Annotated in this window: 19 protein-coding genes; 3 read left to right on the top strand and 16 right to left on the bottom strand. The window is 45.2% G+C overall.

All coding sequences use genetic code 11. The features are described from left to right. Positions 1-2: 2 nt before the first annotated feature. From I8J29_RS21155 to I8J29_RS21080, 16 genes are all read right to left on the bottom strand, one after another. On the bottom strand, positions 3-1,085 hold the full coding sequence (locus tag I8J29_RS21155) for a Gfo/Idh/MocA family protein (RefSeq protein WP_090647517.1): 1,083 nt from the start codon (positions 1,083-1,085) through the stop codon (positions 3-5). A 93-nt stretch (positions 1,086-1,178) separates the two neighbouring features. Next, on the bottom strand, positions 1,179-2,009 hold the full coding sequence (locus tag I8J29_RS21150) for a carbohydrate ABC transporter permease (RefSeq protein WP_208849477.1): 831 nt from the start codon (positions 2,007-2,009) through the stop codon (positions 1,179-1,181). Then, the gene (locus I8J29_RS21145) at positions 2,006-2,893 is read right to left on the bottom strand and encodes a carbohydrate ABC transporter permease (RefSeq protein WP_090647511.1); all 888 of its coding nucleotides are present in this window, start codon (positions 2,891-2,893) and stop codon (positions 2,006-2,008) included. Before I8J29_RS21145 ends, I8J29_RS21150 begins: the two co-directional genes overlap by 4 nt. 63 nt (positions 2,894-2,956) lie before the next feature. After that, positions 2,957-4,105 (bottom strand): ABC transporter substrate-binding protein, encoded by a 1,149-nt coding sequence (locus I8J29_RS21140; protein WP_240546377.1) that lies wholly within the window; start codon positions 4,103-4,105, stop codon positions 2,957-2,959. A 950-nt stretch (positions 4,106-5,055) separates the two neighbouring features. Next, positions 5,056-5,946 carry a carbohydrate ABC transporter permease gene (locus tag I8J29_RS21135; protein WP_208849475.1) on the bottom strand — a complete coding sequence of 297 codons (891 nt, stop codon included), beginning with the start codon at positions 5,944-5,946 and terminating at the stop codon, positions 5,056-5,058. Between the two features lie 13 nt (positions 5,947-5,959). Beyond that, a complete protein-coding gene (locus I8J29_RS21130) occupies positions 5,960-6,889 on the bottom strand; it encodes an ABC transporter permease (protein ID WP_240546376.1) in 930 nt (309 codons plus the stop codon). 79 nt (positions 6,890-6,968) lie between these two features. Then, positions 6,969-8,663: an extracellular solute-binding protein gene (locus tag I8J29_RS21125; protein WP_208849474.1), complete on the bottom strand. Its 1,695-nt coding sequence runs from the start codon at positions 8,661-8,663 to the stop codon at positions 6,969-6,971. A gap of 241 nt (positions 8,664-8,904) precedes the next feature. Next, positions 8,905-11,244, bottom strand: coding sequence for a helix-turn-helix domain-containing protein (locus I8J29_RS21120; RefSeq protein ID WP_208849473.1), 2,340 nt, complete (start codon positions 11,242-11,244; stop codon positions 8,905-8,907). 1,125 nt (positions 11,245-12,369) lie between these two features. Then, on the bottom strand, positions 12,370-13,206 hold the full coding sequence (locus I8J29_RS21115) for a phytanoyl-CoA dioxygenase family protein (RefSeq protein WP_208849472.1): 837 nt from the start codon (positions 13,204-13,206) through the stop codon (positions 12,370-12,372). Positions 13,207-13,294: 88 nt separating this feature from the next. Next, positions 13,295-14,311 (bottom strand): LacI family DNA-binding transcriptional regulator, encoded by a 1,017-nt coding sequence (locus I8J29_RS21110; protein WP_208849471.1) that lies wholly within the window; start codon positions 14,309-14,311, stop codon positions 13,295-13,297. A 44-nt stretch (positions 14,312-14,355) separates the two neighbouring features. Further along, a complete protein-coding gene (locus I8J29_RS21105) occupies positions 14,356-15,195 on the bottom strand; it encodes a carbohydrate ABC transporter permease (RefSeq protein WP_208849470.1) in 840 nt (279 codons plus the stop codon). Positions 15,196-15,213: 18 nt separating this feature from the next. Then, on the bottom strand, positions 15,214-16,089 hold the full coding sequence (locus I8J29_RS21100; protein ID WP_208849469.1) for a carbohydrate ABC transporter permease: 876 nt from the start codon (positions 16,087-16,089) through the stop codon (positions 15,214-15,216). A 107-nt stretch (positions 16,090-16,196) separates the two neighbouring features. After that, positions 16,197-17,585 carry an ABC transporter substrate-binding protein gene (locus I8J29_RS21095; protein ID WP_208849468.1) on the bottom strand — a complete coding sequence of 463 codons (1,389 nt, stop codon included), beginning with the start codon at positions 17,583-17,585 and terminating at the stop codon, positions 16,197-16,199. 939 nt (positions 17,586-18,524) lie between these two features. Beyond that, entirely contained in the window at positions 18,525-20,054 is a 1,530-nt protein-coding gene (locus tag I8J29_RS34505) for a molybdopterin-dependent oxidoreductase (RefSeq protein ID WP_208849467.1), read from the bottom strand. A 587-nt stretch (positions 20,055-20,641) separates the two neighbouring features. After that, positions 20,642-21,058 carry a DUF5071 domain-containing protein gene (locus tag I8J29_RS21085; protein WP_208849466.1) on the bottom strand — a complete coding sequence of 139 codons (417 nt, stop codon included), beginning with the start codon at positions 21,056-21,058 and terminating at the stop codon, positions 20,642-20,644. A 210-nt stretch (positions 21,059-21,268) separates the two neighbouring features. Next, positions 21,269-22,057, bottom strand: coding sequence for an SDR family NAD(P)-dependent oxidoreductase (locus I8J29_RS21080; RefSeq protein ID WP_208849465.1), 789 nt, complete (start codon positions 22,055-22,057; stop codon positions 21,269-21,271). A 163-nt stretch (positions 22,058-22,220) separates the two neighbouring features. Here I8J29_RS21080 and I8J29_RS21075 point away from each other — a divergent pair, with 163 nt between their 5' ends. From I8J29_RS21075 to I8J29_RS21065, 3 genes are all read left to right on the top strand, one after another. Beyond that, positions 22,221-23,123, top strand: a complete 903-nt coding sequence (locus I8J29_RS21075; RefSeq protein WP_208849464.1) for an AraC family transcriptional regulator — start codon at positions 22,221-22,223, stop codon at positions 23,121-23,123. A 344-nt stretch (positions 23,124-23,467) separates the two neighbouring features. Continuing rightward, entirely contained in the window at positions 23,468-23,845 is a 378-nt protein-coding gene (locus I8J29_RS21070) for a BlaI/MecI/CopY family transcriptional regulator (RefSeq protein WP_208849463.1), read from the top strand. Next, the gene (locus I8J29_RS21065; protein WP_208849462.1) at positions 23,842-26,031 is read left to right on the top strand and encodes a M56 family metallopeptidase; all 2,190 of its coding nucleotides are present in this window, start codon (positions 23,842-23,844) and stop codon (positions 26,029-26,031) included. The genes I8J29_RS21070 and I8J29_RS21065 overlap by 4 nt, the downstream gene beginning before the upstream one ends. The last annotated feature ends 286 nt before the right edge of the window (positions 26,032-26,317 follow it).

The raw sequence follows: 26,317 nt of genomic DNA, 5'->3' as shown, positions 1-26,317 counted from the left end.
GGCTACTTCAACGAATCCATGATCATACCGAAGATTCGAAGATCATTCTTGTAGTCTTCCGGCGTCGTTTTCGGCGTTTTCTTCTCCGTTAAGACTTCGTACAGTTCGTTCAATTCCAGCGTATAGGGATCGGTAAGCGTCGGCCGAATCACGGATTCCTTGTACTGCTCGCCCTCGGTTTCGTTAATGAACAGCTTGGTCGGAAGATGGCGGATATAAGGCGTATCGTACTGCACCTTCACCGACTTGCGGCTGGCGTACACCTCGATATGGGCGTCGAACCTCCCTTGTTGGTCCATCCCGGTCTCGTACGTAACGGAAAATCGGCCATAATCGAAGATGGCGGTCAGAAAAATGCTGCCCGGCTGCTGAGTGACCTTGGCTCCGACGACGCCGAGCGGCATTCCTAGCGCTTCCCTCATGGCAGACAGGTCATGGCTGCCCAAGCCGGTCAGGAAGCGGTACACGCCGAACAACGGAGAGCTCGGCTCGAGGCCCGTCGCTTCGATGCCCAAGCGTTCCGACCTGGCGGCTCGATCGGCTTTGGCCGATTTCGGAATATCGTCGAAAGCGACCGTAGGGCTGGTCGGCCGAATAAAATAACCGTTAGGTCCAATAATGTCTCTGACGCGTGCGTATGCAATCTGGTCCAACCCGCCGATTTCCTTGACCAGTTCGGTGAAGGAAGCCGCATACCGCCGCATGTAGCCAACCATTACCGTTACGTTATGCCGGTCGCGCTCAGTAATGATCGCATCGGCTTCCGCCGCGGTCAGGCACATTGGCTTCTCCATGAACACATGCTTGCCATGGCGGATCGCCTCGATCGCGCATTCGGCATGATATTCGTCGCTGTTCAAGATGAACACCACGTCGATGTCCGGCTGCTTGACAAGGTCCGCCATGTTCGTATACCGGTTCTCGACGTTATACTGCTGCCCCAGATGCTCGACCAGCCGGGGGGAAATATCGCATAAAGCGGTCACCCGGAAACGATCTGCAAGCGATTGCAATACTGGCAGGTGAATGACCTGCGCGACTTCCCCCAGGCCGATCATGCCGACGTTTAACGCTGTTCGTGCCATATTCCGTTCACTCCCGTAGATGATGATTGATTTCTATTGTAACGATTAAATGATTGCGCTGCATTTGGAAATATCTAGAATAGGTCATGCGCGTTATCCTTTTATGGCCCCTTCCGCAATCCCTTGAACGATATATTTCTGGAAAACGAGATAAACCAGAATTACCGGCAGCGACGTCAGCACCAGAATGCTCAGAATGTAGGACCACTCCGTCGAATACGAGCTGAAGAACGTGCTGGCCAGCAGAACGAGCGTGTAGCTCTTATAATCCGTAATCATGATCAGCGGCAGCATGAAGTCGTTCCATACCCACAGAATATCCAAGATGACGATCGTCATCGTAATCGGGATAAGCAGCGGGAAAATAATGCTCGTGAACGTCTTCAGCTGTCCGCTGCCGTCCATCTGAGCGGATTCCTCCAATTCGCGCGGAATCGATTTGACGAACCCGTGGTAGAGGAAGATTGCGAAATTGACGCCCAGGCCAATGTAAATCAAAGGCAAACGATACACCGAGCCTTGGATTTGAAGACCGGAAGCGACCTGGATCAGCGAGAACATGATGGAATAAAAGGGAATCAGCATGGACGACAGGAACAGAAAAAATAGAAACGCGCTAAGCTTCCCCGGCGTACGTGATAATTTGTAACCGGCGAGCGCGCTGCAGACGACGATGCCCGCAATCGACAGGAACGTAATAATGAACGTGTTATACAAGCTGCGCAGAATGTGAACTTCCGTCAGGACGTATTTATAATTCTCCCAATGCATCGTCCTCGGCCACTCGATCACGGATTTGAACATCTCGCCTTGCGTCTTGAGCGAATTCACGAGCGCAAGCGCGATGGGAAACATAAAGAAAATCGTGACGGCGATCAGCAGCAGGACGATGAGCGACGAAAGCAGCCGATTCTTTTTCCTCATGCTTCTACCTCTCTTTTCTTGAGCACGGACACCTGGGTGACGGTAATGACCAGAATGATCAAGAATAAAATCATCGCTTTGGCGGTCGCGTAGCCGTAACGCAAGTCTCTCGCGAAGCCTTCCTGATAAATGTTGAACGCGATGACTTCCGTGCTATAACCCGGGCCTCCACCGGTGAGCGCATAGACGACCTCGAAGATTTTGAAGGAGCCGTTTAAGGTCAAGAACACGCATATCGTGATGGCCGGCATGATCATCGGCAGCGTAATGTGCAGGAATTTGCGAAAGGTCGTCGCGCCGTCGATCGTCGCGGCCTCCTGCAAATCCCGGGGCACGCCTTGCAGAGCCGCGATATAGATGACCATCAAATAACCGGCACCCTGCCACACCGATACGAGCAGGATTGATACGAACGCCATGGAAGAAGAGCCGAGCCACGGCTGGTCCAGGATGTGCAGCACCGTCTTCTCCGCGAGTTGGGGGAAAACCGTCGAAAAGATGAACGTCCACATCAGCGTACTGATATAGACACTGAACATGTTGGGCAGGAAGAACAAGGTCCGGAACAGCGATTTGGTTCGCATCCGGCTTTCCACCAGCAATGCCAGCGAGAGACCGATTACATTTTGCAAGATGACGATTGCGAGCACGTACTTCAAGGTATAGAACAACGAATAGATGAATCTCGAATCGTCGGTGAATGATTCGATGTAATTGGCAAAACCGACGAAATTGTAATGCCGGTACAAACCGTTCCAATCTGTGAAGCTGTAGTAAATCCCGCCGATCGTTGGTACCAACAAGAAGATCGCGTAAAATACCAATGCCGGGGCTGCGAAAGCCAATAGGGACATCCAGGGTCGTTTGATTAACGCGCGATACATCTCTATCACCGCCTAACTAACGAGAAAGCGACAACGCAAGCGGTTGCCGCTTTCTCCGTTGCATTATTTTTGAAGCTCGATCGATTTCTTCCAGGCTTTGTCGATTTCGTCGACCAGTTGATCCTGCGTGATTTGACCCGAGAAGTAGGATTGCGACATTTTACCAATCGCCTCGTTCGCCGATTGCGGAATCGATTGATCCAGGTACGAATGTCCGCTTTCCACGTATTGATTGCCCTGTTCCGTCCAAGGGAACGTCTCGATGTTCTGATTTTTGGCGACTTTGTTGAACTTCAATTGATCGAAGAAAGCCGAAGAGTCGTTATCGTCCAAAATGTAATTCAGGAAATCGGTGGCAACCGCTTTGTTCGGGCTGTCCGGATAGACAGTCAATGTCGTCGATACGGCCAAGTTCACCATCGTGGAATCGGGATCATCATTGACGGGAAGCGCGCCAAGACCCAGCTTGAAATTCGGATTCGCCTTCAGAATGCTGTCCGCGTACCACGTGCCGGTAATCAGCATCGCGCCTTCGCCGTTGGCGAATTTCGCCAGGCCGTCATCCGCGCCGATCTCGAGCGGGCGCTTCGTTCCGTTGGCGTTGACCAGATCGATAATGTCGAACATGCCTTTATCCTTTAACTCCTTGAAGGAAGCCTCTCCCTTGTTCATGCGCTCCCACCAATCCGGGTCTTGCTTGGCGGCCACCGATTCAAAGGCCAGCTGCGTGAGCCATCCGGGGAAGCTTTCTTCTTTGTAGGCCAGCATAAACGGCGTCACGTCGTTGCTCTTCAAGGTTTCGACGACTTGCTTCATTTCCGACAACGTCGTCGGCGCCTTCAAGCCGTACTTATCGAAAATGTCTTTGTTATAGAGATAACTCCAGGAGAAGCTTTCCATCGGAACGCCGATGACCTTGCCATTGATGGTGACGACGTTGCGAATCGTGTCGATTAACTTGCTTGCGAACGGTTCATTGGAGAGATCCGGCAAATATCCGCCCTTCTCGAAAGTCGGTCCGTCGAAGGCCGCATGGAACGAGAAGATATCCGGCGCGTCTCCGCTGGCAAGCCTCGTTTTCAATAGATTCGCGTCCGAGGGCAATTCCAGGTTATACGACACTTCGATCCCCTTGTCCGTTTTCTCTTTGGCCGCGAACTGCTTCAAATATTGATCGAATTGTTCCTTGAATCGTCCAAGTCCCGTCAACATCAGATTAAGCTCCACTTTTTTCGGCGGATCGACGGCCTGGTCTCCGCCCGAAGCACCGGTGTTATTGCCCGAATTCGATGCACTGTTGCTGCTTCCGCAAGCGCTAACGATGCTGATCAGAAGCAACAATACAAGCCAAACGCCCAATCGTTTTTTCAATGCTGCAACCCCCTTTTGGATAAACGCTAATTTGTAAGCGCTGTCTTGTTTATTATATTTTTCGTGTCTTTGTTTGTAATTGGAGAATGTTAATCGTTAGGACTGTAATAAATTGAAGTGCGCTATTCTGTTAACCGGAGCAAGTAGATTGCAACTATTTTATGTATCTTCATTCTACTCGTCATAATTTTTTCTGTCTAAAGAAGATCATTTAGACATAAAATGCAGATAGTCCGAAGGTAATAACGGGAGACATCTAATAGGCGTAGTGAAATGGTGTGAGAGATGGTTTATTTCAAGGCGACGAGAAGACCCGGTTGTAGGCTATGTGTTAGACAAGAATATGCCCAAAATAGTTATATCAGGGCCCCCTTCTTTACGGAGATGCCGGCGATTCGCCGACCGGCTCTCCACTCATGATCTTTTCGTATATCACAACGGCAATTGACTTATCCTCGAGTGTTAGGATCAGCTTTTCTATTGGCTTAAACCATTCTTGGAAGAGAAAAGAGGATCGCTACCCGAATAACTTCGCTGTTTGCGCCAAGTTTACTTTGTGCGAACAGCATATTTAACGCCGTGAAGAGGCCGCGGGCAATCCCGCGGCCTCTTCATCTCCGTCAACTATACTTAGCTATAGGTTCAGTGATCGTCATATTGAATGGCCACATAGACGTAAACTTTCTTATCCGGACCTAATCGCCGTCCGAGCGCACCTTTACCTAAACAGTCTAGCCATCTCGAGGAATGACCGCTTTACTGTACTCGCACTTTTAAAGCGCTCGTTGTCACTAGCCTTTTAATGAGCCGACCATAATACCTTTGACAAAGTATTTCTGCAAGAACGGATAGGCGACGAGAATGGGTAACGTCGCTATCACAATGGTCGAATACTGAATGAGCGCTCTATACATGTCCTCCGCTTGACCACTGATTCCGTTTTGTACTTGTAACATGCTGCCTTTATCATTTTGAATAAGGATTTCCCTAAGGATCAGCTGAAGGGGAAAGGTACTTCGATCTCTAAGGAATATTGCCGCATTAAACCATGAATTCCACATGGCTACACCATAGAATAACACCATAACCGCAATAATGGGCATTGATAATGGAAGGATGACTCTAAAAAGAACAGTAAAGTCATTTGCTCCGTCAATCTTAGCAGATTCTTCAAGGCTCTCAGGAATCTGCATAAATGACGTTCTCATGATAATAAGATTCCATGTACTTATTGCGCTTGGGAGAATAATAGCCCATCTCGTATCGTAAATTCCCAAATCCTTAACTAATAAGTAAAACGGAATAAGACCGCCGCTAAAGAACATCGTTATGGTTATTAGAATTAATATATATTTTGAAAATAGAACCCCTTTTCTTGATAACGCATATCCCCCGAAGCAAGTAAGAATCATGCTAATCAATGTTCCAACCACAACGTAATAAAGGGTATTGTAATATCCAATGCTGATATTAGGATTATTTAACACCAACGAGTAGCCTTTCCATGTAAACCCAAGAGGTTTTAGCAATATTCCTTCATGTTGCATCAATAGCCTCGGATCACTTAATGAAGCGAAAATTACATATAGCATAGGATATATACATGCGATGGAAAGCACAGACAAGAAAATGATATTAAACAAATCGAACGTTTTTTCACTCATTGAACGATTATGAATCATTTTAACACACCCTTTACCACAAGCTATTTTCCGAATATTTCTTTGAAAGCCAATTGGCTCCTATAAGAAACAAGAAATTTATCAATGAATTTAGCAGACCGATTGCCGTACTATAACTATAATCAGCATTTAAAAGACCTCTTCTATAAACATAGGAAGAAATAACATCGGCAGTATCATAGGTTAAAGGATTGTATAGAAGAATGATCTTTTCGAACCCTACGCTCATAATGGAGCCCATTCTGAGGATTAAAAGGATAATGATCGTAGAGGATATGCCCGGTAACGTAATATGAAGTAATTGTTTCCAACGTCCGGCTCCGTCAATCGTAGCCGCTTCATATTGTTGCTGATCAATATTCGTCAAGGCAGCAAGATAGATAATGCTCCCCCAACCTATACCTTGCCAAATTTCGGAACCAACAAATATGGTTCTGAATAGATCCTTATTAGCTAGTAAGTTCGTTTTTTCAAAACCAAAATGAGAAAGCAACTGGTTAATTAGTCCATTGGTAGAGGTAAAATCGATAATGATACCGCATACAACTACGATTGATATAAAAAAAGGCAGATAGGTCAAGTTTTGAACCGTTTTTTTGAATATCTTACTTCTAACTTCATTCATTAACAAAGCAAGGATAATAGGTGCGGGAAAGCCCCATAAGATGTCATAAATATTGATAAGAAACGTATTTGTAATTACGCGCCGAAAGTTTGGATCAATGAAAAATGATTTGAAATTGTCGAGTCCGACCCATGGACTATTGAGAATTCCACGCCCTGGATTAAAGTCCTTAAAAGCAATAATCACTCCGTACATAGGTATATAGGCAAATATGATATACCACGCAACAACTATAGAAACCATTAAATAAATGTATTTATTTTTTTTGAAGTCTGTTTTTAGAATGTTTTTTTTCCTGTTATGGGCTTTTACGATCAAAATGAATCATCCTTCCTACCAAATTAAAGCGATATGGGATGGTAATCTGTTGATTTGCCATCCCATAAAATTATATTGGTTATCTATTGTTATAGCGTCCAAGCTGATCTTGAGTGATTTTAATCATCTTATCGATACCCATTTTTTTAATTTGCGCGACATACTTATCAAAATCACCGATAGGTTCTTCACCCATTATGAACTTGTAAACCATTTCTTCTCGATACGTATTGATTTGTGTCATAACTTCGGCATTTACTTTGACTTCTTCATCGGTTGATGACAAAGGTGGCATATTATAATCCTTTTCTGGGGTGCTCCATTTATCCATCGCATCATAAACTTCAGGAGCCATTACATAAGATAGCGGATTTCTAAGATATGCCTCATAAAGGGATTTATATTTATCAATTGCAGTCCAGAAATCCACGCCATCCGGATTCTTCGTTAAAAGATCAGTAAACTCAGGATGCTGCGTTTTAATTCTTTCACTCAGAGCTGGCGGGAAGAATCCGGGGCCGTCCTTCTGCTCCACGGGCCCGTCAACCCAGTTGTATGATACGCCTTCAACTCCATAGTTGAACAACATAAACCCTTCTGCCGAATATCGGTAATCAAGCCATCTTAATGCGGCTTCAACGTTTTTGCTTTGTGCGGATATCGCAATATCGCTTCCTTTTGAATACCAATTCTTGTTTCCGACGTGTATGGTCTTAGCAGGGTCATCTCCCGCTTTAAGGACGGGATAAGTCGTCGGCACTAAATTGTATTTGGGGTTTGTTGCTTTACCCGAAGTAGCCCACGGACCAAAGCTTCCGTAATAAGCAACAGCAACTGCGCCAGCTTTTCCAGATGTAACCTGTGCATCGGCACTTGTATCATCACGTGTTGCAAAATCTTTGTCAATTAGCCCCTCTTTATACCATTGATTCATTAAGGTAAGGAAGTCTTTGAACCCAGGCTCGATCGGGCCGTAAACTACAGTCCCGTTTTTATTCAAAAATTGGGAATAGGAAGAACCAAAGGTACCGGCAAATGCTTCTGCAGCACCAAATTTGCTCTTTAATTGTAAAAGCATTGGCGTTTCGAGCTTTTTCTTATCCTTAAGCGCTCTAAGAACATTGGTCCAATCGTCAATCGTCTTAGGTACCTGCAGTCCCAATTCGTCAAGATAATCTTTTCTGATTGCTGGACCTGCCCATGACGGCTCTTCATCTGTCTGCAGCATCTTGAAGCTCCATATCGTACCATCATCTTCTTTGGCCTGTTTAGCGAAATCAGGATTCTGAGCCAACACCGCCGCATAGTTTGGAGCGTACTTCGGAATAAGATCATTTAATTTTAGATATACGCCATCCTGTACAGCTTTGAGTCCGCCACCTTTATATCCCTGATCGGGAATAATATCCGGAAGCTCTCCGGAAGCAATCATTAAATTAAATGCATCTGATTCTTGTCCGGAAGGTGGCGTAATATAATCTACCTTAATCCCCGTTCTTTTTTCCATTTCCTGAACAACCATGTTATCATTTATGCTTTTAATATAGGTTGAACTAAACGGGTGCCAATAAGTGAGCTTCGTGCCTTGGAATTTTGCAAAATCCGCTAACGACCCCGCCCCATTAGTTGCAGTGCTGTCTGGCGTGTTTGGAGTGCTGTCTGGTGTGTTTTCGGAACTGTTTGTATCATTCCCACAAGCAGCAAGAGATAGAACCATTGAAGCGGCAAGTATGCCTGAAGATAGTGAAAGACCTAATTTCTTCATTTTCTTCATTGCCATTCCCCCTCTGGGTTATTGTGTTTCCGATCCAGGTAGCAAGTTAACAGGTCCTAACTCGGTTACCCTGGTTAGACTGTATGTCAGGTAGGGAGGAACCGTAAATCGTCACTTTAATCTTCATCGCCAATAGTCAAACTATCGACGTTTAGATGCGCTTGAACGCTTTCAATAGATTCACAAGCATAAAGGGATGCCAAATTTAGTCAATCGTCATTTTTTACTCGATCACCTAAATTTAACTTCGATCTAAAACATTATTTAGTTCACGATATTTCCCTGGGGTTACCCCTTCATTTTTTTTAAAGGTACGAATAAACATATTGCTGTTCAAGAATCCTGTTAATTCGGCAATATTCTTGATACTCAATTCATCATCCAGCAGGTAAGCCTTTGCCTTCTCTAATCGGGTTTTGTTTATTGTAGACAAGACACCTTCCCCTGTCTGACTCTTGAAAAATCTCGACATATAAACAGGCGTTAGCCCGAACTCAGAAGCAATAGATGCCACGCTTAAAGAACTGTCGCTGTACTGGCGTTCAATATAGGCAATAATCTCCATACTTTTGCTTGAATTTACCACTTTATTTTTTTCATTGTAAGCCTGCTCTATTTTCAATAGAATATCCGTCATTTGTTTTTGCATTTTAAAAATAGTTTTGCATTCAATTAATTTTCGAAAAGGATTAAGGCTCTCAATAAACTTGCTATCGTAGATCAAACCTCTATCATTAAATGCATTTATCATCGTATTTACGATAGCAAACATAAGACATCTAGCCATATCCAGCGAAATATTGGGATTCGCAAAATTCTGGTCGAATACATGCTGCATGACTTGTTTTGCATGCGCAAAGTCGCCGGCTCTTATACTATTAATAAATTGTTGCTGAACTTCGATCGGATACGTATTGGTAAAATTAATTCTGTCAGGAGGATAAATATCGCTATACAGGATGATATTGTTATCCCCTACGACAATTTTATATTCCGCAGCTTCAAGACACTCTTTGTACGCCTCAGGTATACCGCTGATTGTAGAGTGTACATTACTTATTGAGGCAGTTAAAAGGATGCCGTACTTATCGAAAATCAAGTTTTTCCCGCTGATTATTTCATTTTGAATGAAGTCGGTGTCCTCGGATGATTTATCGATATTCGCTATACACACGATGGATTTATCTACTTCGAAAAAAACGCAGTTAAAATGTTTACCAACCAATTCCTCCATTATATTTCGAACGATAAACTGTGCTAGTTCTATGGATTTGTCATCGCTTTCATCATTTTCGGAAAAATGAATTTTACCTACATCTTCTAAGTAGAACCCGATTACCACAAAATGATCACCATTGAGATCTATGCCATATGTACTGTATCTGTCATCGAGAGGCAGACTGCTTTTAATATATCCTTTTACTAATCTGTTGAGAAAATTATCTTTAAGCGTTTCCTTGTGCTGTTCCCATGTGCTTGTAATGCTTTGGTTTTCATCAATAATACTCAACATCGATTTTTCAATTAATTTGAATTCATTTAAGCTATGATCATATTTAATTTTGCCTATTCTCGAAAACATCATCATTATATTATCAATCGGATTATAATTTTTTCTAGCGAATAATAGCGCTACGAATGTCCCTCCAATCAGGCATAAAAAGGTGCATACTAACATGACTGTAATAACATCCTTTGCTTGCTTGGAAAAAAACGATCTCGGCACAATGTTTATGTAGCTCCAGTCTACATTTGCAGATTTGATAAACGTTAAGTCAACTTTGGAGCTGCCAAGTTTTAATTTTAACGAACCTTGATTTCCAATCAGGTTTAAATCGGGAACATTAAGATCGCTCTGATTATTTAAAGACGCAACTACCTCATTCCGGCTATTTATAATGATGGAGTTCCCCCCTAAACCTTTATTCAAATTACTTAATGAGTTTTCTAGAAATGCACGGTCAAGAATGATCCCAAGCGTTGCGTTACTTTCCTCAACACCATAAGACGGAATCGATTGAAGAAGCACCACGCCACCCAAATTGGGGTATTCCGTATTTCTTGATGACATTGGATAAAAATCCCTCTTATGCAGCTGTTTTAAAAATTTTATCCATGCCTCTTCATCATGCACTTCATTCGGATAATAAGAATTGAAATATTCCATACCGCTGCTTGTCCCTTTGTCGGACACGATTAGATCTCTTTTAGGAACATAGATGAAAACATCCTTAATATAGCTGTTTGTGACCTTAGAGGTCCCAATGGTACTGATTACTTGCAACATGGATAAACGGTAAGCTGGCTGTATAGGCTCAACAAGATTGCATTGTGCGATAACGTTCTTATCCAGCACAATCGTGTTTATTATTTTGTCGATGTCATTCAGTTTATTATCTATTGTATCCTGTAGTTGTTTTAGCATGGCATGATTGGCTTTATTGATTTCCGTTTGAATGACTCGAACGGATTGTATATAGGCTACGGCGCTTATAATCAACGATACTAAAATTATGGTTAAATACGAAAATAATAACGATATAAATATTTTTCTTTTTTCCTTTATGAATTTTAAAATCATGCTTCCTCAATCCTCCATAATCGCATTCAGAGAAATAATAGATGACGAATTGTAAAAGAATCGAAACGCTTAAAAAGCAAAAGGCCCATGCCGGTTTCATGTAAAATGGAAGTAACTGAAATACCATTTACAAGAGAATTCAACATGAGCTGCTCCTATTTTAATCGAAACGCGGGAAATTGGAGACGTTACAATCTAGATCGATCATGACAGGCGGTTTTTTCACCTCCCTCTAACTTCGCAGTTGGACCAATCGCAATCGCCGTCTGATCCATCCGCTCCCTCACAGATAAGAATTTAACTCCTTCTTAACTAATCTATCTATCACCGTATGGTTTCGCGCACTCTATCTAAGAACTTTGCTACATTTCAGTATGCTCCCGGCAAGGATGTTGGGCTTCTTCTCTTTCAGGCTGCTCTCTTCTCCGTAGCCGTTACCTTGGATAAACTGTATGTCAGGTAAGAAGGAATTGTAAATCGTCACTTTTTACAGGATCGACTAAATTTTACATCACTCTATACATTATTTCGTTCACGGTAAAGATACGAATAACCATATTGCTGTTCAAGCCTGTCAATTCGGCTATTTCCCTGAATTGTGTAGGAATCGTGACGGTTAAATGCAAAAAGCCCATGTTCGGTTTCATGTAAAATGGAAGTAACTGAAATACCATTTACAAGAGAACTGAACATGAGCTACTCCTATATTACCTCAAAACTTCAGCTTCCGGGGTTGGTTTAACAACGACGAGGGAATCGAGTCTCTATTAGGGTTGTTCCCAACGCAGGTTCTACGTCTGTCAACGATATGTTGCTAAAAACGAGGCTATCACTGGGTGTAGCAGCACGGCCATTCCACAAATACAAAAAATCGAAGCCAAGAACGATCTGGCTAAACTCATAGTTGCCGTAGATCGCCCCAAGTCACTACCTGTAATTACGAGATGGCGCCCTTCTTCCCCAATAATAAAGCACTCCAATGATGCCCGTTTTAAGCGATCATCGGAGTGCTTCTCCGTTCTATTTATTCAGTTATTATTAGAATACAAGTAAGAATCACCATGTCTAGTAGCTCCATCGGTGATCGACTTCAAAATCGTCGCGTTGGCAAAGACAGGCCAGTAGCTAATGCTTGGGCTCCCCTACCGGATAACCGATTAGCTCTTTTCTCAGCAGCCGCTGTGCTTTCGTGGAGAGCTGGTCATATGTCTCATGCGGAATTTGAATCGTGCCTGTGCGCGGTCCGTTCGCCGAATAGATTAACGCGATATTCGGGCGATGTTTGTCCGAACGATTCGGCGTGCCACGGTGCCATACTCTGTCATCCCGAATGAGAATGGAGCCTGCCGGCATTAGCATTTTGATATGATGCATATGTTCCGCAAGCTTCGGCTTGCTAAACGCATTCGGTGCGTACCAGCTGTCCGGATGCAGATGCGTACCGCCTGGCCACACTTCCATCGGTCCGTTGTCCTCCGTTACATCGACGAGGGGATAGTTGACAACCAGGTTGACGATTGGCAAGTTCCCATCATGGCGATCGCCGTATCGCGAGGATGTGTCCGCATGGACAGGCTGTTTATTCTTGCCGCCGGGCATGGACGTGTTCGTCGCAAAATACGTCATGAAGCAGTCTTCACCGAGAATCTGATCTACGATCTCCGTAACAAACGGATTGGCAATAACCGCCTCATCGCAGAACGGTTTAACGAATGGCAGATAGAGCCGTACATGGTTCGTGCCATCATTGAACCCGTTATTCGGGTTCAGTATCTCCTCGCGGTGCTGCTCGACGTACGGGTCCAAGATGGATACATAGTTGTCATACAGCTCTTCCACCTGCGCTCTTGGCAGCACTTCCTCAAATAAAACATACCCGTTCACCTTAATCAGCTGTACAGCGAGCTCCAACGTATCCGGCGATAACCGCCCACTTGCTAATTCTTCAGCGCTAAGTCTCATCCTCGTTCATCCTCCCGAAATTGGTTTGATGGAGTTGATTTTACTTAAACGTTTAAGTTGCTTTTTATGAGCGGGATCTGGTTGCTTTTTACCGTAGTGTCTTGGTGCTCTCCCGAATGATCAGCTCATTGTTCAGCACCACGTTATGATCGACTTCCTTGTCTTCGAGCATCTCGATGAGCAACTTCGCCGCCGCCCAGCCCATATCGTATTTATTCTGGTGAATCGTCGTGAGTTTCGGCACGCAGTACGATGACAGTATAATATCGTCATAGCCGACAACGGATACGGAATCGGGTACCTTCCGGCCCCGCTTCTCGAGTGCGCGCATTGCCCCAAGCGCCATTAAATCGCTGGAACAGAACACGGCCGTTACGCCGGGATGTTCCTCCAGTATCCGCAGCATTGCCCGCTCGCCGCCATCCTCGGAGAACTCGCCGTCCCCTATTTTGGACTCATCGTACGCGATTCCGTTGTCCGCGAGCGCTTTCTTATACCCATTCAAACGCTGCTCGCTCACATGCGCCGCCGGATACCCGTTAATCATGGCAATGTCGGTATGTCCCCCGTCGATTAAATGCTGAACGGCTTTACGAACTCCCTCGATATTGTCGGTTGTGACATTGCCCAAATGCTCGTTCGAGAACGGAATATCAATGAGCACGCAAGGGAATTTCGACTTCTGGATGACTTCCTCAAGATACGGGTCATCCACTCTAAGCCCAAAGATGATGGCCCCATCGACGTTACGCTCCTTGCATAAATTGTAATAGGACTTGATTCGCTGCTTGGACGGGCTCGTACTGAAGAGCAGAATATCGTAATTCAACTCGTTCGCCCGTTCGTTGATGCCCATCAAAATGTCAAATGCGAGCGTGTCTTTCCCGTTCGTATATTTCAGCCCCGAGAAAATAACGCCAATCGTGTTCGTCTTGCTCGACACGAGGCTTCGCGCGACCGCATTCGGCCAATAGTCCAGCTCTTCGGCAATCGTCTTGATCCTCAGCTTCGTTTCCTTGCTTACATCGTTATAGTCGTTCAACGCCCTAGACACCGTTGTTGTCGATACTCCGGCAATCTTCGCAATATCTTTTATCGTCGTCATACATTCACCTGCCAAAGTATGAATGGATCCTTCCTCTCTCTAGATTAGCCTTTTACGCCGCCGCTGACTACACTTTGTTGTACCTGCTCCTGCGCCACCATGTACAGAATAATGCTTGGCAGCGTGACAAGCGTCAATGCCGCAAACAGCTGCGTGTAGTTATAGGAAAACTGCTCCGTAAAGAACTGCAGCGCTACCGGAAGCGTGCGGTTCTCCGCAGAGGACGTTAGCATAAAGCCGTAGAAAAATTCGTTCCAGTTGCCGAGGAACATCAAGATGCCTGCCGTCGACAGCCCCGCCTTCGCGAGCGGCAAATTGATATGAATGAACACTTGCCAGAAGCTCGCCGATTCCATATACGCGGCTTCGTCCAGCTCTCTCGGAATCGACAGGAACGATGCTCGCAAAATGAATAGCGATACCGCAAGGCCAGCCGAGATGTAGACGACAATGAGCGCAAGTCTCGTATCGTAAAGCCCTGTCAAATTAATGAACGAGAAGATTGGCTGGGCGGTCGCATGGCCCGGAATTAGAAGCGTCACCGAGAACAAGATGAACAGAAGGCGTTTCCCGAAAAAATCAAATTTCGCGAACGAATACGCCGCGAGCGCGTAGAACAGCAGCGCCACCAGCGTCGACGTTACGGCGATCAGCACCGAGTTGAACGTGTTGCTCAAGAAATTGTTCATCTTGAACACGGAATAATAGGCGTGGAAGTTAATCTCTGTCGGGAGCGCGAACGGCTTATTTAAGATCGCTTTGTTCGATTTGAAGGAAGAAACGACGATCCAGAGAAGAGGCACAACCGAGATGCAAACGGTAAAGAACAGCACCAAGTAACTGGAAATCCCTACAAAGCCGCGTTTTACATAATTAGCCTTCATCGGCAGAATCACCTCCCCTCAGTTGTATACGCTTTTGTTCATCCGGAACGCTTTCGTCGTAATGGCGAGAACACCGATGCCGAGAATAATCATGATCGTCGCGACCGCATTGGCATAACCGAATTGATAGTTAATAATGCCGTCGTAGAGCATGACCGAGATATTGTAAGTCGAGTTGCCCGGTCCTCCCTTCGTTGTCAGGAAGATCGCCTCGAACATCGTAATCCGTGCGATGACGGATAATATGACGGAAGTGCCGAGCGAGCCGCGGATAAGCGGAAGGTTGATGCGCCAGTGGATCTGGCCTTCTGTCGCGCCGTCGATCTTCGCCGCTTCATGCAATTCTTTCGGAATCGCCATTAGATCGGACAGGACAAGCAGCGTTACGATAACGGCGTAGAACACCCATGTCAGGCTGATCGCCGAGAACGCATACTGCGTATCGAAGAACCAGTTCGTATGGAAGTTCGAGAAGCCAAGCTTACGGATGAAGTTATTCAATAGGCCCATCTGATCGTTAAAAATAAACCGATAAATAATCGCCCATGCCGATACGGCGATGACGTTCGGAATCATGAACACGCCTCGCACAAACCGCCAGCCGACCGGGCGCTTGTAAATAATGAACGCCACCAGCGCGCCGAAGGGCACATGGATAAAAGTAGCGATAATGGACCATTTGAGCAGGTTGATTAAGGAAACCGTGAGTGTGTTATCATCTGTGAAGATCATTTTGTAGTTATCAAACCCGACAAATTTCGGCGCATTAAATCCATTCCACTCGGTAAAGCCAGTTGTAAATACTGTGATAATCGGCACGAAGTAGAAGGTCAGAAATACGAGCAATGTCGGAACAATAAACAGGTACACCCATAGTTTATTGTATTTGTACATGACTGGACTCCTTTCCTCACGTGAACGATAGGTTGGCGTTCGATGTACAAGAAGCGCATTAGCTGCCTGCTATGCGCTTCTTGCGGATATTTTATGCAATCCGGGAGTTATTTCTTAAATTTCTCTGCGGTGTCCGTCATCGCTTTACAGAACTGTTCCGGCGTCATATCGTTCGTTGCCAGAAGCGGCAAGTTTTTAGCAAACAGATCGGATACCGACTGCGGCACGATGTCATAGATCAAACGGTTAAGCGTCTTCATCTTCGAGCCCACTTCATCATTGAGCTGTCTCATGATTGGATTCAGCTTCGCCTTCGACTCGTCCGGCATCGGCATCTTAGGCGCGAAACCGCCTTCTGCGACGAGAAACGCATTCAATTCTTCAGGCGAATAAATGAATTTAAAGTATTCAATCAACCCGTCGATTTGATCTTGCGGAGTACCTGTTGGGATCGAATACCAGTAGCCGTCTGCGGAGCCAAGTGCAACACCGTTTGGATAGATTGTCGCGCCGACTTTGTCTGCGAAGCCTTCTGTTGCTTTATCCGTGTTGCTAAAATCGCCGACCATCCATGGGCCGTTCGCAATTGCAGCTGTGTTCTCGCTGAAAAATTCATTTGCCGCGATTGAGTACGTCGCGCCAAGAGCGGACTTAGTCGTGTAATCTTGAAGCAGCTTTTGAATCTTCGTAAATGTATTGATCCAGAGCGGCGAATTGAAATTCGTTATGATATCGCCCTTTGTCAGAATCTGCTGACCTTCCGGATCGGATGCGATCATGGCGGAAGCGAGTAGCATTGTTGTCCAGCCGTTCTCGCCTGTCATTAAGGAAAGAGGGGTAACGCCCGCGGCTTTCAACTTATCCAGGTCGCTGAAGAAGCCGTCCCATGTGTCGGAGAAACCTGTAAGGCCTGCTTTTTGCATCAACTCTTTGTTGTAGTACATGCCAATCGGACGTTCGAACGCGAGTGGAAGCGATACGATCTTGCCGTTCTTATCCGTGTTATATTTTACAGAATCATCAATTAGTACGTTTTTGATTTCAGGGGTGTTGTCGATGTAAGGTTTGAGGTCAACGAGGTCACCGTTGTTGATCATGATGTCGGCAAGCTCCTTGTCGACTTCAATGAGTGGGGGGAGTTTCTTCTGCTGGTAGAGCAGCTTGATTTTCTTCGAGTATTCGTCTTGAACGATTTCCTCGATTTCAATCTTGTACTTGCCCGCGAATTTCTGATTGAAGCGTTCGATCTGAGGAAGAAAGAAGATGGCGCCTACGTTATTGCCGGTTTTGTAGCTTGGGAACTTGATGACGACTTCTTTGCCGCTGGCCGCTTTGCCGGAACCGCCGTTCGAAGAATCGGAGCTGTTATCATTCGGTGCCGCGCCGTTGTTACCGCTTGAATGATCGCTGCCGCTTTTGTTTCCATTGTTACTGCCGCATGCCGCGAGCGAGAGAACAAGAAGAAGCGCGATAAGTAAGAAACTGATTTTTTTCACCGTTTAAACCTCCCCATTTTGTTAGCCTGTCTCCTCAAGCGCAACCTGAAGTGCGACTGAATTAATGGTAGCGGTTAATACTGATGAATAAAAAAATATATTGTCCGTTCCCCCCTTACGCGCAAATGGAATGTAACCCCATTTATCCGAAACGTTTAAGTCCGACTTCGACTACAGTATAGTTTCATTCGAAAGCGATTACAATACTTACTCTGTAAACTTTGCAAACTGATTCTTGAGCCCTATTCGATCGACAAAAAGACGTTCCCACGGCGAGAAACGTCCTTTTTTGCAATTTTTTACGCTTATTTCACTTCTTCTGCTTATGATATGTTACATCTTCATTAGTACGGCATATATTCAACTGAACCTTCTCCGCCATATCATCAGCTTTGGTTCACAGGATATCGCTCAACCGGCGACCGGATCGGATTCGGGCCGGTAAGAGTGTGCCTTCGGGAGTGATATTACAAGAAAGATACTGAAAAGGTTGAGCCGAGATTCGCTCCGGGTATGAACACCTACGAACCGCTTGAAAAGAAGGATGCTGACGTGAGAGAGTTTAACCCGTCTATATCTGGATTGTACTTCAGAAGACTAAGTGGGTTGCGAGTCGTTATCCACTTCTTTCATGGCTCCAGTACACCAGTACTCATAAATCCACCGGTCATCATCGAGTTGCAACGTTCCGGCCACCCAGTCGCTTCGCATGAAGATCGTGCCATCCACATTGGGCAATGTCGCCCCGTTGACAGCTGTTCTCGATGAGCCTTCTTGTAAATTTAGAGCTCTACCAGAAGCTTCAGCCACTCATACAAAACCGGGTGATGCCGACTGGCTTCTCGTTCGGTCGTATAGTGAAAGCGATCGGTTATCTGAAGTACCTGCTCGGTCTAATTGGTAATGTCACTTGGCGGTATAATTGTCTCTTTTGTAATGCTATTTCATCCCAACTACAGTGGCGAACGCTTGAACGGCGGCATTAGCCACTTCCATGTCTTGCTCCATGGTGCCTCCGGCGACGCCGATACCGCCGACAATCATGCCTTCGTGGACGAGTGGTATACCGCCTCCCAAGATGGTGACTGCCCCTTGGTTTGTCGTGTTGACCCCATAGTGTTGACCGCCGGGAAGCGCCGACTGGGCTAAGTTAGCCGTGGGCATTTGCATGGTTACACTTGTCCAGGCCTTCCCCTTGGAGATTTCGATCCCGGCGATCCGGGCATAGTCCATCCGGTGGAAAGCGACCAAGTTCGCCCCGGCGTCGACGATTGCGATATCGAAGGCGAGTCCCATTTGACGAGCTTTCTGTTCCGCAACCTCGAGCAATTGTTTCGCAATCTCCAATGTAAGCAACTCAAACACTCCTTGTTGTTTTGTTTCCTGTAGAATATTATTGACTGAATTTACCAAGTCTGGGGCTGTCACATGAACATTTACGGCATGGATGGAATTATTTTGGTAACCTTTTACATTCCATTCAGCCTTTAGCGGTTGAACATCTCCTTGATCGTTCGTTGCCTTACTCATAATCGTGTATTGACCTGGTTTTTGCGCATCCCACGCAAAAGACCATCTCCTCCATGAATAGGGAACATCAGGATCAAGTATGTTTGCTTCAGTCCAGAGTGTCCCGCCATCTGTACTAATCTCTACTTTCATTACAGAATGCTCACCAGCCCAAGCATATCCTTGTACCACGTTGGTGCCAACAGCCAACTCTTCCTCTTCTGTAGGAGATGCTATCGTTGAATTGATTAAAACTGGTGATAACGGTAGTGCACGTTTGTAGTCGTTTTCTTTTTTTAGAATGACATAATCTATACTTTGAAACGGTCCCTTGAATGGTTGATCTACAACTCTGATCCTATGCAGCCATTTAACAGATGCAACTGCATACCATCCAGGCACAATTAGTCTTATTGGAAAACCATGTTTATCGGAGAGCGGTTCGCCATTCATTTCATAAGCCAATAAAGTATCCGGGTGAAGTGCTTTGGCAACAGGAAGACTTCTTTTGAAAAATACCTGTCCATCCATGTCATTTCGGTGGCCGTAATCTAATCCTTCAAAAACAATCTCAGTCGCACTTGGGGATATCCCTGCTTGGTCTAATACATCCTTTAGTCGAACGCCTCCCCAAATGGCGTTGCTTATTGCACCGAGCTTGAATTGGTTACCTTGTGCTTTCCTTTCAAATAACGAACGCTTGTTTCCTGCACACTCTAGTGTAGCGGATAGCGTGACCTTATTCATGTTTTTCAAATCAGCAAACGTAAATTTAATTGGTTGATCCACTAACTCTTCAATTGAAAGGTACCAGGTGTTTATATCGATTGTCGGGTATTCAAAATGATTTCTTACGTAAAATAATTGATTCGGTGTAATGGTTTGGAGGGTAGCGACCATGGGGAATTCAAGATTTTCTGATGGGAAATAGGAAACTGGAACCAAATGAATGTCGCGCATGAACAAATCCACCTCTTCAGCTAAATAAACTGAACTGCTCTGGAATTTATTTTTAGCAGATAAACGTAATTTTAACCATCAAACAAGATGCCATCAACGCTATGCGGCAAGCTGGCACGCCTTTTGGTTGCCATGGCACAAAGCGGTGAAGCTTACGAACCGGATCGTTCTACTCTTGAAACTAGCTGCTTAGCCACTTCTTATTTACCATGAAAATTGGCTTATTCGCGGGATCTCAAGACTGCACGGAGTACCGGATTGCGTTGGGCAAAAGGGCACAGACCCGTAGCCGTTAGGATAACCGGCCTCCACCCGCCGGATAGGCGTAACGAAGGAATGAAAGGGCATCGACCCGTCGAGAAATGGGAGTGAAAGCCTCCGGAGGTACGTGGAAGCAGCGTGCATTAAAGCATTAAAAAGGAGCGAAAACTCGCCCCTTCTGTTCCCGCATGCGCTTTGGTTGCCAAACTTGACGGTACATCCCCTCTTCTGTCCGAATCGCGATTCATCCATTGGAGAGATCCTGCGAATAAGCGAGCATTCGTGAGAAAACTGCATTGTACCGAGGGAGCATAATGGTATTATATTTAAAGCACCTCTATGTAGTCGATTGTTTCTTTAGCCAAAATATTTAACTCTTCCAGCAATTCACCCTGGGTTGGTTGTAGTACGATTCTCAATAAATCTTCTTTAAGATGAATAGAAATATCCTTCGGCAACTCTCTTATTAATGAATGCATTACACTAAATTGCCACTGAGGATCCCCACTGTTTAACACAAGTCTAAAAAATGGCAACAAAACAATTCCATAATCGGCCAAGGCTTTAGATAATGGCGGCGCAACCGGCCAATTGATATCTTGCAACCATTCCATAAGCAGTGGCAATATCAACTTTATTTGTCCAATATCTAGTCCACGTAAGGACTTTAAGCTCTCAACATCATATTTATCTTTTGGAATAGCTCTTTTTGTTAATTCCATAAACTGATCAGCTGCCTTCATTTTTGTTAAACTATCGTGTCCCGTTAGAATTCCTGTAAAACGAATAATTGGTGTTTGAACAAAAACGAGCGCCTCAATTTCGCAGGAACTTACCGTTATTTGTGATAAGATTCAGCTTAACGGTCATATCGACGAGAGAGCTGTCGCAGACAACTCCTTCGGCGATTCTATTGAAACAATCTCATAAAGCCGTTCGCCTTATTTAATCATTCAGCTAGACTTTTGGTTATTCTTAGAGTTACCTGCATAATCAAAAAGAGGTTCACTAAGTTTGTATTCAAAGGCTTCTCTGTCAACTCTACCAACAGTCATGTTGCTATCATAAAGCTTCAAGAGAAAATTGGCTATTTCATCACCTGTATGGTACGCACTAAAATTTTTGTCATAGTCATACTCGCTCGTATTGTTTGCCACTTTTCCAAATTCGGTTTTGGTTGCCGCTGGTGCCAAAACTTTAGCTTGTAATTTTGCATTGGCGGCTTTCAGTTCATGGGCCAATCCCTCGGTAAATGCACTGACAAAAAACTTGGTAGCACAGTAGATAACGGCCGTTGGCACGATTGTGTATCCACCAGCTGAAGATATATTGATTAATTGAGTACCATCCACGTCTCGATAGTCACGTACATATAAAGACGAAAAGATCGTTAGGGCTTCCACGTTTAGGCGCAGCAGGGCTTCAATCTTTTCCAAGTCTTGACCATACACACTGTCATAGCTGCCGAAACCTGCATTATTAATCCATGTTTCGATTTGATACGGATTTAACTCTCGATAGAGTTGATGGGCGTTTTGATTGACAGAAATATCGACTGCTTTAATCACAATATCCAGATCAGGATTTTCCTGTAAGATTCCTCTTTTCAATTCATTCAGATTGCTTTGGCGGCGAGCAACAAGTATGATGTTTTTCTTTCGTTTTGCGAAGGCCTTAGCTGTCGCGTAACCGATACCAGAGCTTGCTCCGGTAATAACTGTATATCTTCCCTGTGTATTCATATAATCTCCTCCTTTATCGGTTTCCTTATTATGCAACAGATGAAAAGGCGACCGATATCCCATTCTTCTCAAATGATTGCCTAATACTCTCACAGCCATATACGTTACGTACGAATATGAATTAAGATGGAACTATCAAGATTGGAGGAACAAGGAGGATTTTATGTCTGAACGGATACATAAACAACAGGAGGAGCTTGCCCAACTCATTGAGCGTTATTCCGGCAAGGACGGAGTTCACATGACTGCTATTCCGTTTTTATCTTTCACTCGTCGATCTCATGTTACTGGATCAAATTTTGGAGTTTACAATCCTTCCTTTTGCATGGTCGTTCAGGGTGTGAAGGAGGTATTGCTGGCACATGAGAGCTTTAGATACGGCCCTGCCGATTACCTTGTTGCATCCGTTGACTTACCGGTAACCAGCCAAGTCATGGAAGCCTCTTCCCCAGTTCCGTATTTGTCTCTCAAACTCGAATTTACACCTAGTCAAATCTTAGAGATTTTAAGCGATTCTGAAACTCGGGTTGGTCCGAAAGTAAGCGCTAAGCGAGGCATGTTTGTCAGCCGGATAGAATTATCTTTATTGGATGCAGTAATCAGGTTAGTTCGTTTGCTAGAAAATCCCAAGGATATATCGGTACTAGCTCCTCTCTTCACGAAGGAAATTCTCTATAAGGTTCTGCAAGGGCAACATGGGGTTATGCTGGAGCAGATGGCAATCGAAGGGAGCAGTACCAAACGAATCCGAGATGTTATCGAACATATCATGAATAACTATGATAGATCTTTTCGGATTGAGGAGCTTGCGGATTTAGCCAATATGAGTGTTTCTTCGCTTCATAGGCACTTTAAAGAGGTAACCGCTATGAGCCCTATTCAGTTCCAAAAACAACTGAGACTGCAAGAAGCACGGCGTCTGTTATTAGCCGAGTCAACAGATGCCGCGGATGTTTCATTCCGGGTAGGATATGAAAGTCCGTCGCAATTCAGCCGTGAGTATTCCCGAATGTTTGGTCTTTCGCCTATACAAGATATAAAGCACCTGAGGACTATTAACGTATGAATCCCCTCTGCGACGAACCCAGAGGATAAATTGATTCTCCACACGATAATGCAAATCCTCTTCCTTTCCGTAAGTATGGACGTTTGGATATAACTATGGAGTTCGATTTGGGCTACGAACCCCTATTAATTTGCAGCGTTTTGCTGAAGCTCATACCCCTCCATGTTCTTCCTGCAAAAAAAGTTTCCGCCGTTACTTGTGGTACGGTTCAGCTTAACGGGGGCATCGGCTAAGAATAGGTTCGTAACTACAAGAGTTTTTTATGCTTGACAAGTTACGTTTACATCTGTAATCTTGCAATATCGTTTACGAATGTAAACAGAAGGTTGAGAAGGGTGAATAGGATGCTCGAGTCCCCGCACATTACCGAGGCTGAAAGCGAAGTCATGAAGCTTCTCTGGCACAAGGAGCCCTTGTCCGCCAGCGAGATAATTGTTAAATTATCCCAACAAATGCAATGGTCCGATCAGACGATTAAAACCTTCCTGAATAGGCTTCACAAGAAAAAAGCGATTCGATTCGAAAAATCCGGCCGGAACTACCTCTACTATCCGCTGGTTTCACATGAGGAATACTTAAAAGCCGAGAACCGTTCATTCCTGAATAGGGTGTATAAAGGAGCCGTAGGGATGCTATGCGCGAAATTTCTCGAAGAAGAGAACCTCTCGGAGAAAGATATTGAGGCGCTTCAACAAATCTTGGAGAACAAGAAGAGGCCATGAAGGTTCTGGAATCGGTCTTCTCTCTTCTGTTCGCTGCGTCACTGGCATCGACGGTAATCGCATTGATCCTGCTCTTGATCCGGGGGCTGTTACACAAGTACCTTAAGCCTAGAGTCGTTCATCTATTGTGGTTTCTGATGTTGATTAAACTTCTGCTTCCCATTGCTCCGCAGAGTCCTATAAGCCTGTTTAATGTGATGCCGCAATCTTCCCTGATGGAATGGAATTTAGGTCAGACGAGTAGGCAGCCCGCTCCCTTTACTAAGACAGGTGCCGGCTCGGAAGTTCAATCAAATGATTTTGATGGAAAAAAACACGAGCTCGCCCCGAACCCGGGGGACGTACCACGAATTTCAGCCATAACACATTCTTCTCAAGACTATTCCCCAAGGACCGCGAACGGACTAACGTGGCTATCGATTGGCTCGTTAATATGGCTTGCAGGGCTTCTATGCTTGGGAGGATACTACCTGTTTAGCATACTGTTATTCCGCGGAAGAGTCGGAAACTCCCTACCGATCGAGGACGCTGAAGTACTCGCCGTTCTTGAGGCGTGCAAACGGAAGCTTAACATTAAAAAACGGATAGTCGCCTATGAAACAAGCCGTCTTGGCAGCCCTTGTCTCTATGGCTTGTGGAAGCCGAGAATTTATTTGCCCGAAGATATCGGCACAATCGCCGATTCAATTCAGCTGACCCACATCCTGATGCATGAGCTGATTCACTACAAACGTAAGGATTTATGGTTCAACTCCCTGTGGATTCTCTCCATAGGGCTTCATTGGTATAACCCTTTTGTGTGGCTTTCCCTAAGAAAGATGAAGGTCGACCAGGAGGTGGCCTGCGACTCAAGTGTTCTTGAAGCGCTGGGCGAGCATGAAGCTAGGTCCTATGGCATGACCCTGCTCATGCTGTCGCGCTTATTCCGACAGTTCTCTCCTCGGATCAACCAATCGCATTTCGGGGACGGCAAACATGAAGCGAAACGGAGAATCATGATGATCGCCAAGTTTAAGAAAGATTCGTACAAACTATCTGCCGCTGCTATTCTCTTCGTTCTTGTCTTGAGCTCCATCTTGCTCACTAATGCGACAGATGCCCGGAAGGGTACCGAGTCGGCTGTTGCCGTCCAAGCAACAAACCTTGGTTTGGATCTATATCCGATATACAATGATTCGTTCAGATGGTTCCATAGTCTCGGCCGCGCACTCGATTTTCCGAAATATGCCTTTAAAGTGCCTGATTATCTTCCAGAAGGTTATCGGTTTGAGAATGTATTATATTATAGAAATTTCACCCGTCCCAACGATGCCGATCTTATTGATGTAGCCTCCATTACTTTCGTAGCCAACTTTGGCCAAAAAAATGAACAAACCATAGAGATTAAAGCTTCCAAGGGCAACGGCAATTTGTTGGAGCACAATCAATTGCGGGGGGCTCATTTCCAACGTGCGAACGAGACTCCCGAATACCGACAGGAAGCCGTGACGATCAGCGATGTCAAAGGCATTCTATTCACCGATAAGAGGCGCTACAAACAAAGGCCCGAAACGGGCAAAAGCTTCTACTGGCAGGATGGCGGTGTATCGTACACAATCGATTATTATAGCGAGCACATGTCGCAAGATGAGCTTGCAAAAATGGTACAATCCTTTGTTTTCCCGCAGCAAGTTCAGCATGTCCGCTACGATGGGGAAGGAAATTCATTTCCCCTTTATGACGAGGAGGATTTGCTTGCGGCGAAGAACGTTCTCGGCTTTAAGATGAAAATCCCGTTGGAATTGTCCGGACTCCAATTGAGCGGTTCGATAATGCTTAGAGCCGGCGATCAGAATACGGGATATGCGTTCAGACAAGAGACAGACGCTCTGTGGACGACCTATTCCGCACCGAACGATTCCTCCAGCTACGATATAAACGATACTTTATTGCTTTATCAGAGTAAGGATCCGCTTTTTGATACGTCCAAGCTCTCTCTCACTCGGAAACTCGAGCTTGGCGGCGTCGAAATTACGGCTTATGAGGACAATAACCATGTTTACTTCCCATCCGGCACCGAAGTGAATTTTCCTTATTACTTGTGGAAGCAGGACGACGTTTATTATACTGCCGTTTTCTCTGGCATAGACAAGCAAAAGTACCAGGAAGACAGCCTGAATGCTATCATTTCGACCTCCGGGCAATAGCTTCTGGGATGAAAGGGATACCTTTGGACATAGCGGCATAGGAAAGTTTTTTCGCCGTCACTTAGGGTACGGTTCTCCGGCGCTGTCTAACGGCAAGTTTTAGGGCCATCCTTTGCGGGATGGCCCTTTCTTTGATCTCGCTTTGTTCAACTAACGTGTCCCGTTAACATTCCTGTAGGTGTTAGTAGATGCGATTTGCAGAAAAACGAACGCCTCGCTAGGATGAGTATGTACTGGGTTGCAGCCCTCAGAACTCACCTTAGGAGGCGTTATAAATGAAGTCTAG

It is taken from the genome of Paenibacillus artemisiicola, assembly GCF_017652985.1.
Lineage (GTDB): Bacteria > Bacillota > Bacilli > Paenibacillales > Paenibacillaceae > Paenibacillus_Z > Paenibacillus_Z artemisiicola.
Note: the sequence above shows the minus strand (reverse complement) of the source record. Positions and strands in the feature narration are given on the sequence as shown.

Coding starts and splice junctions, on each gene's coding strand:
- I8J29_RS21155 (WP_090647517.1), bottom strand. CDS start 1,085: ATGGCACGAACAGCGTTAAACGTCGGCATGATCGGCCTGGGGGAAGTC.
- I8J29_RS21150 (WP_208849477.1), bottom strand. CDS start 2,009: ATGAGGAAAAAGAATCGGCTGCTTTCGTCGCTCATCGTCCTGCTGCTG.
- I8J29_RS21145 (WP_090647511.1), bottom strand. CDS start 2,893: ATGTATCGCGCGTTAATCAAACGACCCTGGATGTCCCTATTGGCTTTC.
- I8J29_RS21140 (WP_240546377.1), bottom strand. CDS start 4,105: ATGTTGACGGGACTTGGACGATTCAAGGAACAATTCGATCAATATTTG.
- I8J29_RS21135 (WP_208849475.1), bottom strand. CDS start 5,946: ATGATTCATAATCGTTCAATGAGTGAAAAAACGTTCGATTTGTTTAAT.
- I8J29_RS21125 (WP_208849474.1), bottom strand. CDS start 8,663: ATGAAGAAAATGAAGAAATTAGGTCTTTCACTATCTTCAGGCATACTT.
- I8J29_RS21120 (WP_208849473.1), bottom strand. CDS start 11,244: ATGATTTTAAAATTCATAAAGGAAAAAAGAAAAATATTTATATCGTTA.
- I8J29_RS21115 (WP_208849472.1), bottom strand. CDS start 13,206: ATGAGACTTAGCGCTGAAGAATTAGCAAGTGGGCGGTTATCGCCGGAT.
- I8J29_RS21110 (WP_208849471.1), bottom strand. CDS start 14,311: ATGACGACGATAAAAGATATTGCGAAGATTGCCGGAGTATCGACAACA.
- I8J29_RS21105 (WP_208849470.1), bottom strand. CDS start 15,195: ATGAAGGCTAATTATGTAAAACGCGGCTTTGTAGGGATTTCCAGTTAC.
- I8J29_RS21100 (WP_208849469.1), bottom strand. CDS start 16,089: ATGTACAAATACAATAAACTATGGGTGTACCTGTTTATTGTTCCGACA.
- I8J29_RS34505 (WP_208849467.1), bottom strand. CDS start 20,054: ATGCGCGACATTCATTTGGTTCCAGTTTCCTATTTCCCATCAGAAAAT.
- I8J29_RS21085 (WP_208849466.1), bottom strand. CDS start 21,058: ATGAAGGCAGCTGATCAGTTTATGGAATTAACAAAAAGAGCTATTCCA.
- I8J29_RS21080 (WP_208849465.1), bottom strand. CDS start 22,057: ATGAATACACAGGGAAGATATACAGTTATTACCGGAGCAAGCTCTGGT.
- I8J29_RS21075 (WP_208849464.1), top strand. CDS start 22,221: ATGTCTGAACGGATACATAAACAACAGGAGGAGCTTGCCCAACTCATT.
- I8J29_RS21070 (WP_208849463.1), top strand. CDS start 23,468: ATGCTCGAGTCCCCGCACATTACCGAGGCTGAAAGCGAAGTCATGAAG.
- I8J29_RS21065 (WP_208849462.1), top strand. CDS start 23,842: ATGAAGGTTCTGGAATCGGTCTTCTCTCTTCTGTTCGCTGCGTCACTG.